Here is a 13,993-nt window from a genome sequence, read left to right as displayed (position 1 = left end):
CTTTCCCTTTTGTCGAGATAGACAAGTTCATCATTTTCGAGAATACCCAGGAAGCAGGTCTTGCCCGACCTTACCTGGAGCTGGTGCAGGAAAGGAGACGCCGTCTTCCTGAGGGAGAGCGACGAGTAGACTATGCTCCCCAGTTCGAAGAGCTTGATGCCCAGTGAATACTGCATGGACGCGTGGTCGAATTTCATGAAGCCGTATTTGATAAGCGTGGAACAGAGCCTGATGGTCGTGGCCTTGGGCAGCCGCACCGCTTCCGTGAGCTGCGTGAGGGTGTAGGCATTCCGCTCGCTGGTGAAGGCGCACATGATCTGGAGGGCCCTCTCAAGGGACCGGTTGTAGAATCCCTTGTCGCTTCGCGTTTCAGTATCGATCCTGTTCATAACATTTCACCTCGTGGTAACCTAGTTCACTATATGAAATACCATTGTATGAAATATGTCAAGATAACTTCTCAAGGGACCCGTCTGCGGTCTCGCGTGGTGTACATATTGTATAAAGGAAAACTCTTCCTCTGTCGAGAATAAATCTCTTGACAAGTTTCATTTTTCGTTGCTAAAATCACAGAATGAAATACCTGACCATTATGTGGAACAGATGCCCCAACAAATCCTGCCGGAAAATGGACTTGCGGGACGCATCGAGAGGATCGGACCCACCGCTCCCGTTGGGGGTGAAGAATGGTGTTCGGCCGGTAGATACGACAGAAACTGTTCAGATCTTGCGCGGGAGGTTTTTATGAAGTCATTCCTGAAGGGTGTTCACAAGGTCATTCTCTTCATGCAGGGCATCTCGGGCGTCGTCCTGACCTTCGTGATCGTTTTGACCACGGCGGATGTGCTCCTGAGGATATTCGGGCATCCCGTCCCCGGTGCCGTGGAGATCACCGCGATGTGCGGGGGCATAGTGATCGGTTTCACGGTTCCCATGACGTCGTGGATGAAGGGTCACATCGCGGTTGACTTTCTTCTGAACTCCTGGCCGTCAAGGGTGAGGAATACGGTCGAAACGATCACGAGGTGTGTCGGGATAGTGATGTTCATCTTTATCGGCGTCAATATGATAAGGATCGGGCGGGGTTTCCAGATCGCCAACGAGGTGACGGGCACGCTTGAACTTCCGATGTATCCCGTGGTCTACGGAATAGCCGGGGGTCTTTTCGCCCTGTCGGTCGTTTTGTTCTGCGACATCGTGAAGATCTACGGAGGAGAAGTCCATGAATGAGGTCACGGTCGGAATCATAGCTCTTGTGGTGCTTCTGGCACTCTTCTTTACCGGGCTGGAACTGCCCTTCTGCATGATCCTTGTGGGGTTTTGTGGATTTACGTACCTGGTTGATTTTGCCGCGGCGTCCCACATGGTCGCGAGCGATGTCTATGAGGTCTTCGCATCCTACGCGTACACGGTCTTTCCCCTTTTCATCTTCATGGGCCAGATCGCCTTCGTTTCGGGCATAGCGGGTAAGCTTTACGACAGCGCGTACAAGTTCTTCGGGCACATCCCCGGAGGGCTGGCGGTCGCAACCGTCGGCGGGGCGACGGCCTTCAAGGCCCTCTGTGGCTCCGCCGTCGCGACGGCGGCCACGTTCTCGAACCTCGCCATCCCCCAGATGAACCGCTACGGGTATTCGAGGACACTCGGCACGGGGCTCGTGGCGATCGTCGGAACCCTGGGTTGCCTCATGCCGCCCACCATCTTCCTTATTATATATGGTCTGATCACGGAGCAGTCGATCGGCGCCCTCTTCCTGGCGGGTATCTTCCCCGGGCTGGGGATAGCCGTGCTGTGGATCCTGACGATCTTTATCTGGGCGAAGATCACCCCGGGACTCGCACCCGCCGGCGGGAGGTCCACCTGGAAGGAAAGGTTCGCGTCCCTGCCTGAGGTCGCCGTTGTCCTCGGGGTCTTCCTTCTCATGATCGTCGGGCTTCTCAAAGGGTTCTTCACGCCCACGGAGGCAGGCGGGATCGGCGTCGCCGCGGTCCTCGTGATGGTCATCGTGGGGCGGCAGCTTACGTTCAAGAGTTATGTGACGGCCATGGGCGAGGGTCTCAGGACCGCCTGCATGCTGCTCATGCTCATAGCTGGTTCCGCGGTGCTGGGCCATTTCATCACGGTTACGAACATTCCCATGTACATATCCGAGTGGGTCATGGAACTCCCCGTCCACAAGAATATCATCCTCGTCGTCATCTTCTTCGTCTATCTCGTCGGTGGGTCCTTCATCGATGACCTCGCGTTCATGATACTTGCGACGCCCGTCTTTTACCCAGCCGTGCAGAAGATGAATGTCGACCCCATATGGTTCGGCATCATGATAGCGATCACCGTCATGATAGGCATCGTTATCCCACCCGTCGCCTCGAACGTGTTTGTCGTCCACAAACTCACGAACACGCCCATGTCACAGGTCTACAAGGGTGTCATGCCCTTTTTGGCCGGCATCGCGGTCTTCGGTGCCATACTCTTCGTGTTCCCGGAGATCGCTACATGGCTTCCGAAGTATCTGATGGGAAGGTAACCGATACAGGCGATAAGGAGCGCGAAGGCTCCGCAAGAATAACAAAGGAGGGATGCAATGAAAGGAAAATGGTTTTTGGTGGCACTGATGGCGGTGGCACTGATGGTGACAGGTGTCTCGGCAGGGATGGCCCAGGAGAAGGTCATCAAGTTGAAGTTTTCCAACCCCCACCCGATGACCTTTTCGTCGGCGCCGGTGATGGCGGCGTTCTGTGATGAGGTCAAGAAACGGACCAACGGCAGGGTTGAGATCACCCATTACTCCGGCGGTACGCTGACCACTTTTCCCAAGACGTACGACGGGGTGGTCAGCGGCGTGGCCGACATCGGGCACAGCCACATCGGCTATACCAGGGGACGCTTTCCGGTGACGGAGATACTCGACCTGCCCGTGGGCTACACGAGCGGTTTCGTGGCGACCCACGTGAAATGGGACTATTACAAGAAGTTCAAACCGAAAGAATGGGACAAGGTCCATGTCCTCTATTTCTGGTCCGTCGGTCCCCAGATCCTTGCCACAACGAAGAAGGAGCTGAAGAAGTTCGATGACCTCAAGGGCATGAAGATCCGGGGAACGGGAAGGCCTGCCGACATCATCAAGGCCATGGGTGCGACCCCCGTCGCGCTCGAGATGGGTGACGTGTACGACGCGTGTCAGAGGGGTCTTCTTGACGGTGTCTACGACGCGATGGAGATATGGAAGGGCTTCAGACTCGGTGACGTGCTGAAGTACGGCTACCTCTCCCAGCGCGGCGCCGGTTCGATATTCACCTTCTACGTGGCGATGAACAAGAGAAAATGGGATTCCCTGCCCAAGGACGTCCAGAAGATCATGACGGACACGGCGGAGGAATGGGTCGACAAGCACGCGGTGACAACCCTGCAGGCCGACCAGGCCGGCATGGATTACCTGGTGTCGAAGGGCGGAAAGGTCCTCACCCTTCCCGACGCGGAGCTAAAGAAGATGAAGGCGGCAGTGCAGCCCGTCATCGACGACTACATGAAGAGCATGGAAAGCAAGGGATCCAAGAAGGCCGACATGCAGGCCCAGTTGAACTATATCTATGAGCGCATCGACTACTGGAGCAAGCAGGAAAAAGAAAGAAAGCTGAAAAGCCCCTACGAGAAGAAATAGCCGCGTGAAACGGAGGGGCCCTGGCGGCCCCTCCGTTTCGTTGAGGTCGCAGGTTTCGGGTCCCAGGTTCCAGGCAAAGGACAAAAGGAATCGCACCAGTCTTAAGGGGGCTCCGATGATGCCGGGCAGCCCGAAGGCTCCCCCGTCATCCCGATCCCCATCCTTTCCTCATCCCGCCACCCTTCTTCCCCCCCGTCTTCGCACTGGTTGTTCTGACGTGAAACCTGAAACGTGAGACGGTCTTCTACTCCTGAAACCTGAAACCTGAAACCGGTATCCTATGGTCCATCACGTGAACTGAGCACTCACAACATGGCGTGACAGTCGATGGTGAGCACAGCCGGATATCAAGCTAATAGGCCGTAATAGAAGGGTAACGAAAAGTTCTCATGAATTTTCTTGACAATAATTTTCCGTATGGTATATTTCATTACATGAAATGAGCTTCCATGAGGTGAAACAAATGGGCGAACAAGACATTCTATTTTCAAAGCTGGGTTCCATCGCGCATATCACCATCAACAGGGCGGAAGCCTTGAACGCATTGAACGACAGCGTCCTCACAAAACTGGACAAAGCCCTCGATGACATTGAGAAAGACCCCGCGATCGTCGTGGCGGTTATCACGGGCGCGGGAAGCAAGGCCTTCATAGCCGGGGCCGATGTGAAGGAGATCAAGGAAGCGGGGTCAGGCAGGACCGCTTTCATCACCGGCAACCAGCACATCATCTACAAGATAAAGACGTCGAGCAAGGTCATGATCGCCGCCGTCAACGGGTACGCGCTGGGCGGCGGACTGGAGGTCGCTCTCATGTGCGACTTCAGGATCGCCTCTGAGAAGGCGAAACTGGGGCTTCCCGAAGCGGGGCTCGGGGTCATGGCTGGCTACGGAGGGACGCAGATGCTGCCGAGGCTCGTCGGACCCGGGAGGGCGAAGTACATGATACTCACTGGCGCCATCCTGAATGCCCGCGAGGCATATGAGATCGGGCTCGTCGACAAGGTATGCGCTCCGGAGGACTTGAATAGCGAGGTGACCGCCATAGCGGAGAAGATAGCGGCCAGCGGTCCTTTGTCGATCAAGGGAAGCAAGGAGGCCATAGATCGCGGCCTTGCTCTTTCCCTCGAAGAGGCGCTGAAGCTGGAACTCTCCATCTATGACAAAGTTGCAAACTCAGAGGATGCGGAAGATGGTCTATCGGCATTCCTGGAAAAGAGAAAGCCTGTGTTCAGAGGCAAGTGATTGACCGGCTGCAGGCAACTAAAGAAACGAGGAGGAACACAATGAGTTACGCGAACCTGTTCTCACCGATCACGATGAGGGGAGTCACATTCCCCAACCGGATCCACAGGACGTCAATGGTTTCCGGTCTCACGACCGAAGATGGCATGGTCACCGATGAGCTGATCAAACGCTATATCAGAGAGGCAAAAGGCGGCGTGGGCGGCATCGTCGTGGAAGCTGCCGTCATCATTTCCTCAAAGAGCCCGTATAACCTGAGGATCTCAAGCGATGAATACGTTCCCGGTCTCACGAAACTCGTGGCGGCAATGCGGGAGGCGAACAAGGAAGTGAAGATCGGCGTGCAGATCATGCAGCACCTGAAGCTTGCGAAGAGCGGGTGGAGACAGAAGGTGGAGGATTTCAAGACCGAGGAGCTTCCGAAGATCGTGGAGGACCACGTCGCGGCGGCCAAGCGTGCCATGGCGGCGGGCTTCGATTTCATCGAGATCCACATGGCGCACGCCTACGTTCTCTCATCCTTCCTTTCCCTGTGCAACACGAGGACCGACGGCTACGGCGGAAACAGCCTCAACAACAGGATGAAGCTTCCCATCGAGGTCTACCAGGCAGTCCGCAAGACCGTGGGCGAGAACTTCCCCCTGGGCGTGAGGATCAACGGCGAAGACTTCTGTATCCCCGGCAGCACTCTCGCGCAGAGCACCAGGATCGCGAAGAAGTTCGCCGAGCTCGGAGCAGACTACATCAGCGTGTCGGCGGGAAGCCGGTTTGAAGACGCCGTCACGCCGGCGGAAGGCAATCCTCCCGACCCGATGTCAGGCTACAGCGGACACCGCATGAGCCCGATGTACTGGTGGCCCGACGGAACCCACGTGTTCCTGGCCGAGGGCATCAAGAAGGCCGTCAATGAAGCAGGCTACAAGACCCCCGTCATCGTCGCCGGCAAGATCCGCGATCCGAAGCACGCGGAAGAGATACTCGCGGAAGGCAAGGCGGATGTCATCGGCCTGTGCCGCGCCCTGCTGTGCGACCCCGACTGGCCGATAAAGGCGAAGGAAGGACGGGACAAGGAGATCGTGAAGTGCGCCGCCTGCAACTGGTGCCTTGAGGCCGACTCACGGTACGAGCAGGTGAAGTGCGTCCGCTATCCCGACGGTTACACCAGCGCACCCGAGCCTTTCCTGCCGAAGATGGCAAAACCCGGCGCGATCAAACAGGAACAGGAATAGGGCCGGTTGAAAGGACTCCAAGAGGGGCATAGATATGAGCACACCCACATATCCGAAACACAAGAATAAGGACGAAACGACCTACAGGGCCCATGGCTGGTGGACGGGCGTGACGCTCGGCGACGTCATCGACAAGACCGCCGATGTGTTTCCCAACAAGGAAGGCCTTGTCGATGACAGGTCGCGGTTGACCTTTGCCGAGGTTAGGGCCAATGTCGACCGGCTGGCCCTTGGCCTTCTCGATCTCGGGATCAAAAAGGGCGATGCCGTGCTTCTGCAGCTGCCCAACTGGGCCGAGTACGTCTATTCCTATTTTGCCATGCAGAAGATCGGGGCCATACCCGTCATCCTCATCAGCGGCTACAAGCAGCTCGAGGTCGGGCATCTTGCGAACCTGACCCAGGCTAAGGCATGGATAGTGCCGGAAAGGTACAGGAAGATAGATTACACATCCTTCATGGGGGACGTGAGGAAGGCCAACCCCCAGCTCAAGAACATCATATTCGTCCGTTCAGAGAACAAGGCAGGCGGTGACGCGATAAACTTCGAGAGCCTTCTCGACAGGGACGTGACCGCGAAGGACAGGAACAGGCTGGAGCTCGCGAAGCCCCTGCCGACCGATGTCTGCCACGTCGTTCCCTCGGGCGGGACAACGGGCCTTCCGAAGGGCATCCCGCGGACACACAACGACTACATATGCAACGTGGAATACCTCCATAAAGGCTGGGAGATGAACACCACCGACGCGTGCCTCGTCATCGTTCCCGTCGGGCACAACCTGGCGGTCCTCAACGTGGTCGGGTCATTGCTTTTCGCGTACAAGCTGGTCCTGTCGGATTCGACGAGACCGGCTGATATCTGCAAGCTGATCGAGGATGAGAAGATCACCTATATGCCGAGCGTGCCCAGCCTCGTGAGGAGAATAATGGAAGCCCCGGAAATGGGCAATTTCGACCTGACATCGCTCAGGAAGATCTCCGCCGGAGGCGAGCCGAGTACCCCGGACCTCATTCAGGAGGTCTACAGGAAACTTCATTGCACGTACATCAACGAGTTCGGTATGACGGAGGGCCTCTTGTGCAGGTCCCAGCTCACCGATGATATCGAGACCATCTGTAGCACCGTCGGACGGGCTACCTGCCCCTACGACGAGGTGAGGATCATCGACCGGGAAGGGAAGAAGCTTCCCGCCGGTGTTGACGGTGAACTTGCGGCAAAGGGGCCGGGGATCTTCGCCGGTTACCTGCTGGCAGCCGGTGCGAAGGACCAGAGCTTCACGAAGGACGGTTTCTTCAGGACCGGCGACCAGGCCCAGATGGACGCACAGGGATACATCAAGATAACGGGACGGATCAAGGACATAATAATCCGCGGCGGCGAGAACATCAGTCCTGCCCAGGTCGAAGAGATACTCTGCGGCCACAAAGAGATAGCGGACGCCGCGGTCATCGGAATGCCCGACAAGGACCTCGGCGAAAGGGTCTGCGCCTTCGTGCGCCTCGTCCCGGGAGCAAAACTGTCCGACACGGACATCGTGACCTTCATGGAAGCAAACGGGGCATCCAAGCTCCTGATCCCGGAAAGGTTCGAGTTCGTGGACCGTTTTCCCATGACCCAGGCTGGTAAACACGATAAGAAGCTTCTGAAGAAGGAGCTTGTAGAGCGCCTGGGCCTCAAGTAGACAACGCTGTTATAAGGAGATCACAATGCAAATAAAGAAACTGGGCGTTTTGGGATGTGGACAGATGGGATCAGGCATCGTTCAGGTCTTCGCGCAGGCGGGCTACGAGGTCGTGGCCGTCGACACGGTGCCGGCAATGATAGAGAAGGGTCTGAAGGGCATCGAGAAGAGGCTCATGGGCCGCGTCGACAAGGGCAAGATGACCCCCGACGAGAAGAATGCCATCATGGGAAGGATCAAGACGAGCAATAAGCTGGAAGACCTCGCGGACTGCGACCTCATCGAGGAGGCGATCCCCGAGGACCTGGAGCTGAAGAAGAAGACCTTCGCCGAGCTCGACCGCATCTGCAAGCCGGAGACGATCTTCGGCAGCAACACCTCCGGCCTGTCCGTCACGGACATGGCGGTCGCCACGAAGCGGCCGGAGAGGGTCATGGGCATGCACTTCCACAACCCCGCCCCCGTGATGCAGCTCCTTGAGCTCGTCAAGACGATCATGACGGGCCAGGACATCATCGACGACGTGAAGACGTGGGGAGCCACCCTGGGGAAGACGGTCGTCGTCGCCCCCGACGTGGGAGGGTTCATCGTGACCCGGCTCTTCACCCCCTTCCTCCTCGGCGCCGTCAGGATGCTGGAGGCAGGCATAGCGACACGGGACGAGATAGACATATCCATGAAGTTCGCCGTCAACCATCCCATGGGACCGCTGGAAGTGGTGGACTTCATCGGCCTCGACACGGAGCTTTCGATCGCCAACAGCCTCTACGAGGAGACGAAAGACCCCAAGTACGCCCCCCCGCTGCTCCTCGTCAAGATGGTCACCGCGGGCTGGCTGGGAAGGAAATCCGGAAAGGGTTTCTACGATTACACGTAAGGCTATCACATGGCAGGACCGGCCCGTACCCCCTAACTACCCCCCTAACTAAACGGCCGGTCCGCCATTTATCTTCGCGATAGCTCAATGAGAGATCAAAGCGAGTTGATCCAACTCCTCTCAAAAGCAGCTCCTCCTGAAACAGAATCCTCCCCTGCCGGCCGGCAGGGGAGGATTCATGCTTTTGGGGGAAGAGAAGGGAGTGGATAGTCGGGGCGCGGATGGGTATAATGAGTCCTGTGAGGTGGAAATGGATCTTGAGGGCAGGGTTGCGATAGTGACGGGGGCGAGCCGGGGGGTGGGGAAGGCGATGGCCCTGGGGCTTGCGAAAGAAGGGGCGATCGTGGTTGTCGCCGCGCGGACAGAGGTCGAGAGGCCGCCGATGCCGGGAAGCATCGAGGTGACGGCGAGAGAGATCAGGCGGGCCGGCGGGCAGGCGCATGCCGTGAGGTGCGATGTTGCCGACGAGGCTGAGGTGAACGGCATGGTATCCCGAGCCATCGGTCTCTTCGGGCGGGTCGACGTTCTGGTGAACAATTCAGGGATTGCCTTTCCCGCGCACGCGTGGGAGATGCCGCTCAAGAGATGGGAGCTGGTCCTTAAGGTCAACCTGACGGGGGCCTTTCTATGCGCCCGGGCCGTGCTGCCCGGCATGATGGAGCGAAGGACTGGGAGTATCATCAACGTATCGTCCATCCAGGCGACGCAGAAGGGGTCGGTGAACACGGGCATCGCATACGGCGTGTCAAAGGCCGCCCTGGAGCGCTTAACCGTCGGACTTGCCGAAGAGGTGCGCTCTTTCAACATTGCCGTCAACTGTCTGAAGCCGCGGGGAGCGGTCAGCACGGAGGGCATGGCGTATCTCCATGCCGCCGCGGACAGGTCGCGCTGGGACACACCGGATAAGATGGTGCGGGCCTGTGTCTTTTTGGCGTCCCAGGGCGATGGCGGAGTGACGGGTCTCGTTGCCACGGACGAGGAGATCTGTGAGAGGTATCTGAATGAAGAGCAGGCAGCGAAGGAGGAGGGTAACGGTGCTGGCTCTTGTCCTGAAGATGTTCGAGGGTGATAAGATTGATATTTGTGAAGAATGAGGCAAATAAGCTCGAAGTACTGAAGATCCTGAAGGAGGCCCTATGATGTATGAGACGCTTCATTTCGATCTCGACGGACAGATAGGCACGTTGACACTCGATGTTCCCGGCAAGCTGAACGCCCATACGATACAGATGAGGGCGGAACTCCTCCATTTCTGGAGGGAGAGACAGAACAACGAGGAAGAATGCCGGGTGATCATAATGACGGGCAAGGGCAAGGCCTTCTGTGCCGGCGGAGATATCGAGGAGATAGACGATCCGAACACGCCCGTCTACAGGCAGACCCCGGAGCAGCGCTATATAGATCAAGACAAGATCTCCGAGGTCATTCTCCTCATGAGGCGGGCGCCCCAACCCATCATCGGCGCCATTCACGGATGGGCGGTGGGGGGCGGTTTCAGTCTTGCGCTGGCCTGCGACCTGCGTGTGGCCGATCCGACGACGAAGTTCATAGCCTCCTATATCAACATCGGTCTGACGGGGACGGACATGGGCGGCAGTTTCCATTTTCCCCGGCAGGTCCCGCTCGCCATCGCCAACGAATATCTTCTGACCGGAGAGACAATGGACGCCGAGACCGCCTGCAGATGGGGTCTCGTCAACTACCTTGTGCCCGAGGGTGACCTTATGGCGAAGGCGCGCGAGCTCGCGGAGAAGATGATCCAGAAGTCCGTTCTGGGCCTCAGAATGACGAAGGAGGTCATCGGACAGAACATAGGGTCGGCCAGCCTCGAGACGGCCATCTATCTCGAGAACCGCAACCAGGTCCTGTGCCTCGGGTCGCAGCCGATCGTCAACCCCTTTAAGAAATCACGTTGAGTGCATCGGAGTGGTGTAGCTGTGGGCGGTGGAGTACCGTACAGGGTCCATTCTACGAGCGACGGGTGCATAGGGTGAAATACGGTGAGTCAATACTGGAAAAATGAATCTGATTCAAATAAAAACTGAATCTGATTCATAATTGGACTGATCCAGACGGACTGAAGAAGGGTTACTAAATTCCTAAGGCATATTAACGAGTTAGAGAAGCACAGGCGATTGTGCAAAACTTAGTGATATTATTCTCTTGACATGTGGCACAGAATGAAATAAATAATATTCATCTAATTTATGAGCGCAACTCATCATAGAAAAAGGGACGCAACCAGGGAGCAGATAGTCAAGGCCGCCATCCAGGTGTTCGGCGGGAAGAGTTACCTCGAGGCCAGCATCTCGGAGATAGCTCAGAGAGCCGAAGTGGCGGAGGGGACGATCTACCAGCATTTCAAGAACAAGGAAGACCTCCTGTTCTTCATACCTAATGATAGAACAGACGCATTTTGCGAGGGGTTGGAGCTCCACCTGCAGGGGATCCAGGATGCCCGCAACAAGCTGGCGAAATTCGCGTGGTACTACCTCTATTTTTTCAAGACAAACCCGGCCTACGCGCGTATTGCCATGCTTGAATTAAGGGTCAACAAGAATTTCCAGAAAACCAACGGATACCGCCTCTTCAGGGGGTGGTTCAAGATGTTGCGTGGCATCATCGAGCAGGGGCAGCGGGAAGGGTCCGTGAGGAACGATATGGACCCGGTCATCATCCAGGAACTGCTCCTCGGTACTCTTGAGCATTACGTTACACGCTGGCTTCTCAAGGACGAGAGTTGGGACCTTCTGGAGTTCCGCGAGCAGACGATCAAGCTGATAATGAATGGTATCCAATCGGTGAGCGGTGAGGATACGAAAATGGCGACCGCCGCGAAAAAGAGCGCGGCGGAGGGCCGGCGCCCGAAAGGGGAGCCGCTCAAGAACAAGCAGATGACGTGATGTCATGGATTGTGCGCTGAAATGTGGCCTCAGGGACGCAGGTACAAATGGCACGAACAGCGGGCCAGAAGGGTGCAGGATGTCCGGAATCAGCACGGTAGCCGGACAAGATGGCCGTCGAACCGTGATTTCTACGGATTGTTGTTAAACTTTTTTCAGGAGGTAGTCTTATGAAACGTTTGCTCGCCGTCGCTTTAATTGTTGTTTCGGCCGTGCTCTTCGGTTTTCAGGCACAGGCCGCCAATGAGATCGTGGTCGGGTGTATCTCCGACCTGACAGGGACCTATGCCGCCCTGTCAAAACAGCAGGTTGATGCAGTGAACATGGCTGTTGACGAGCTCAACAAGAAGGGTGGAGTCATCGGAAAGAAACTGAGGGTAGTGGTCGAGGATTCCGCAACCAGCGTTTCGCTGGCGACCCAGAAGTTGGAGCGCCTCATTCTCGATCAGAAAGTGGACTTCGTCATTCCTCCGACCACGTCATCGGCTGTTCTCGCCATGATGCCCGTTGCGCTGAAGTACAACAAGCTCATGATGGTCACGCTGGCCCAGTCCATGAAGATCACCGGTGAGAACAGGAACAAGGTCACCTTCCGGTGCTTCGGCAACGGTGAGATCACCGGGAAGCCCCAGTCGAAGTGGATGGTGAAGAATCTGGGCAAGAAGTACTACATCATCGGCGCCGACTATGCCTGGCCAAGATCGACAGCGGAAGTCTACACGAAGTTCCTGAAACAGAACGGCGCTGAGATAATCGGCGAGACCTGGTTTCCTCTGGGAACGAAGGACTTCGCATCCTATTTCGGCAAGGTCAAGGCCGCGAAACCGGAAGTCCTGCTCATGATCTGCGCCGGCAACGATGCCGTGTCGCTTGTCTCCCAGGTCAAGCAGTATGGTCTTGGAAAGCAGATGAAACTCGCCGCCGACGGGTCGCTTGTGTCCGCCGATATCATCAAGGCGCATGGCAGCAACGCAGACGGCATCATCATAGCCGACTTCTACGTCTCCTCGATGGACACACCGGAGAACAAGGTTTTCGTGAAAAACTACATGGCCCGCTACAAAGACGCGCCGAGCAAGATGGCGCTCAGCTCCTATGAGGGTGTCATGTGGGTCGCGCAGGCCATCAAGCAGGTCGGCTCCACGGATACCGACAAGCTTGTCAAGGCCATTGAAGGCTCCACGTACAAGGGCCCCCAGGGAAGCAAGAAGATGGGTCCTGACCACCAGGCGGTTCTCGACGTTTACATGATCCAGATAGCCAATGGAGGACAGTACAAGATTTTGGAAAGGGCTAACTAGAAGAACACGGTGTGAAGGAGGAGAGGCGGCGTTCGGTTCGCCGCCCCTCCCTTTCACGATCTGCAATCGGTAGAAAGGAATATGCAGTCGGTGCTCGCATTTGAATTGGCCCGAGGAGGGAGGTAGCTCTTGATTGATTACCTGATATACGTAATTTTGCCGCAGGTTCTCCATGGTCTCGTGTGGGGTACGGTGATCGCCTTCATAGCATTGGGGCTCACCATCATATTCGGCCTCATGGATATTGTTAACTTTGCCCACGGCGAGTACTACATGGTGGGAGCCTTCATGGGGTACACGGTCATGAGCGTCATCCCGAACTTCTGGATAGCCGTGCCGGTCGCAGTGGCCTGCGTTGCCGTTCTGGGGCTGTTCACGGAATTCATACTCTTTCGAAGGCTGTACGGACGTGATCCGATCTTTCACCTCCTGCTCACATTCGGCCTCGGTATGATGTTCAGGGAAGTTGCGCAGCTCATCTGGGGCGCGGAGACGAAGAGGATGGACATGCCTGTGACCGCGACGGTCGAGTTTCTGGGCACTGTCTATCCCGTCTACAGGTTGCTTATCCTGGGCATTGGCATATGTGTGATCCTGCTCATATGGTATGCGCTGAGATACACGAGCGCGGGCGCGAAGATCAGGGCGGTGGCCCAGGACAGGACGATGGCCTGGGCGCTGGGCATCAGGGTTCCGTTGATCTATACAGGTGTCTTTGTGGGTGGTGTCGCTCTTGCCGGGTTCGCAGGAGTGCTCATGAGCCCCATCAATTTCGTCTACCCGACGATGGGCGTAGACGTTATCCTCCGGGCATTCATCGTCGTCGTCATCGGAGGACTGGGGAATGTCATGGGAGCGCTGTTTGCGTCTCTCCTGATAGGGGAGGTCGAGGCCCTCGCCTCCATCTGGATCTCGCCGACCATAGCGGAGACGCTTGTATTCGTGATCCTCATCATAACCATGATCGTCAGGCCTGCGGGATTGTTCGGAAAGGCAGGGGAGAGGTAGCGCTATGGCAAAGCTCAATTCCGGATCCAATTTTAAGAAAACATTTTTAGTCCACGCGATCATCCTTGCGGCGCTCGCTGTCCTGCCGTT

The 13,993-nt window shown here is 56.7% G+C and carries 13 protein-coding genes; 12 read left to right on the top strand and 1 reads right to left on the bottom strand.

Going from position 1 to position 13,993, the window contains the following annotated elements; all coding sequences use genetic code 11:
• A partial coding sequence (locus GXX82_05410; protein NLT22465.1) for a helix-turn-helix domain-containing protein occupies positions 1-389 on the bottom strand: 389 nt, incomplete at its 3' end.
• 355 nt (positions 390-744) lie between these two features.
• Between GXX82_05410 and GXX82_05405 the strand changes: the two genes are divergently transcribed.
• From GXX82_05405 to GXX82_05350, 12 genes are all read left to right on the top strand, one after another.
• Entirely contained in the window at positions 745-1,230 is a 486-nt protein-coding gene (locus GXX82_05405; GenBank protein ID NLT22464.1) for a TRAP transporter small permease, read from the top strand.
• The gene (locus tag GXX82_05400) at positions 1,223-2,527 is read left to right on the top strand and encodes a TRAP transporter large permease (GenBank protein NLT22463.1); all 1,305 of its coding nucleotides are present in this window, start codon (positions 1,223-1,225) and stop codon (positions 2,525-2,527) included. Before GXX82_05405 ends, GXX82_05400 begins: the two co-directional genes overlap by 8 nt.
• 57 nt (positions 2,528-2,584) lie before the next feature.
• Positions 2,585-3,661 carry a TRAP transporter substrate-binding protein gene (locus GXX82_05395; protein NLT22462.1) on the top strand — a complete coding sequence of 359 codons (1,077 nt, stop codon included), beginning with the start codon at positions 2,585-2,587 and terminating at the stop codon, positions 3,659-3,661.
• A 463-nt stretch (positions 3,662-4,124) separates the two neighbouring features.
• Complete coding sequence (locus GXX82_05390) at positions 4,125-4,904, top strand: crotonase (GenBank protein ID NLT22461.1); 780 nt, start codon at positions 4,125-4,127, stop codon at positions 4,902-4,904.
• Positions 4,905-4,945: 41 nt separating this feature from the next.
• Positions 4,946-6,133: an NADH:flavin oxidoreductase gene (locus GXX82_05385; protein NLT22460.1), complete on the top strand. Its 1,188-nt coding sequence runs from the start codon at positions 4,946-4,948 to the stop codon at positions 6,131-6,133.
• A 34-nt stretch (positions 6,134-6,167) separates the two neighbouring features.
• Positions 6,168-7,814 carry a (2,3-dihydroxybenzoyl)adenylate synthase gene (locus GXX82_05380; protein NLT22459.1) on the top strand — a complete coding sequence of 549 codons (1,647 nt, stop codon included), beginning with the start codon at positions 6,168-6,170 and terminating at the stop codon, positions 7,812-7,814.
• 31 nt (positions 7,815-7,845) lie between these two features.
• The gene (locus tag GXX82_05375) at positions 7,846-8,691 is read left to right on the top strand and encodes a 3-hydroxyacyl-CoA dehydrogenase family protein (GenBank protein ID NLT22458.1); all 846 of its coding nucleotides are present in this window, start codon (positions 7,846-7,848) and stop codon (positions 8,689-8,691) included.
• A 178-nt stretch (positions 8,692-8,869) separates the two neighbouring features.
• Complete coding sequence (locus GXX82_05370; GenBank protein ID NLT22457.1) at positions 8,870-9,760, top strand: SDR family NAD(P)-dependent oxidoreductase; 891 nt, start codon at positions 8,870-8,872, stop codon at positions 9,758-9,760.
• 67 nt (positions 9,761-9,827) lie between these two features.
• Complete coding sequence (locus tag GXX82_05365) at positions 9,828-10,607, top strand: enoyl-CoA hydratase/isomerase family protein (GenBank protein ID NLT22456.1); 780 nt, start codon at positions 9,828-9,830, stop codon at positions 10,605-10,607.
• A 291-nt stretch (positions 10,608-10,898) separates the two neighbouring features.
• Complete coding sequence (locus GXX82_05360; GenBank protein ID NLT22455.1) at positions 10,899-11,594, top strand: TetR/AcrR family transcriptional regulator; 696 nt, start codon at positions 10,899-10,901, stop codon at positions 11,592-11,594.
• Between the two features lie 170 nt (positions 11,595-11,764).
• Positions 11,765-12,895 carry an ABC transporter substrate-binding protein gene (locus tag GXX82_05355; GenBank protein ID NLT22454.1) on the top strand — a complete coding sequence of 377 codons (1,131 nt, stop codon included), beginning with the start codon at positions 11,765-11,767 and terminating at the stop codon, positions 12,893-12,895.
• 129 nt (positions 12,896-13,024) lie between these two features.
• Positions 13,025-13,903, top strand: coding sequence for a branched-chain amino acid ABC transporter permease (locus GXX82_05350; GenBank protein ID NLT22453.1), 879 nt, complete (start codon positions 13,025-13,027; stop codon positions 13,901-13,903).
• Positions 13,904-13,993 lie beyond the last annotated feature (90 nt).

The sequence above is a fragment of the Syntrophorhabdus sp. genome, assembly GCA_012719415.1.
GTDB lineage: Bacteria > Desulfobacterota > Syntrophorhabdia > Syntrophorhabdales > Syntrophorhabdaceae > Delta-02.
This window is presented reverse-complemented; position numbering and strand designations above follow the sequence as displayed.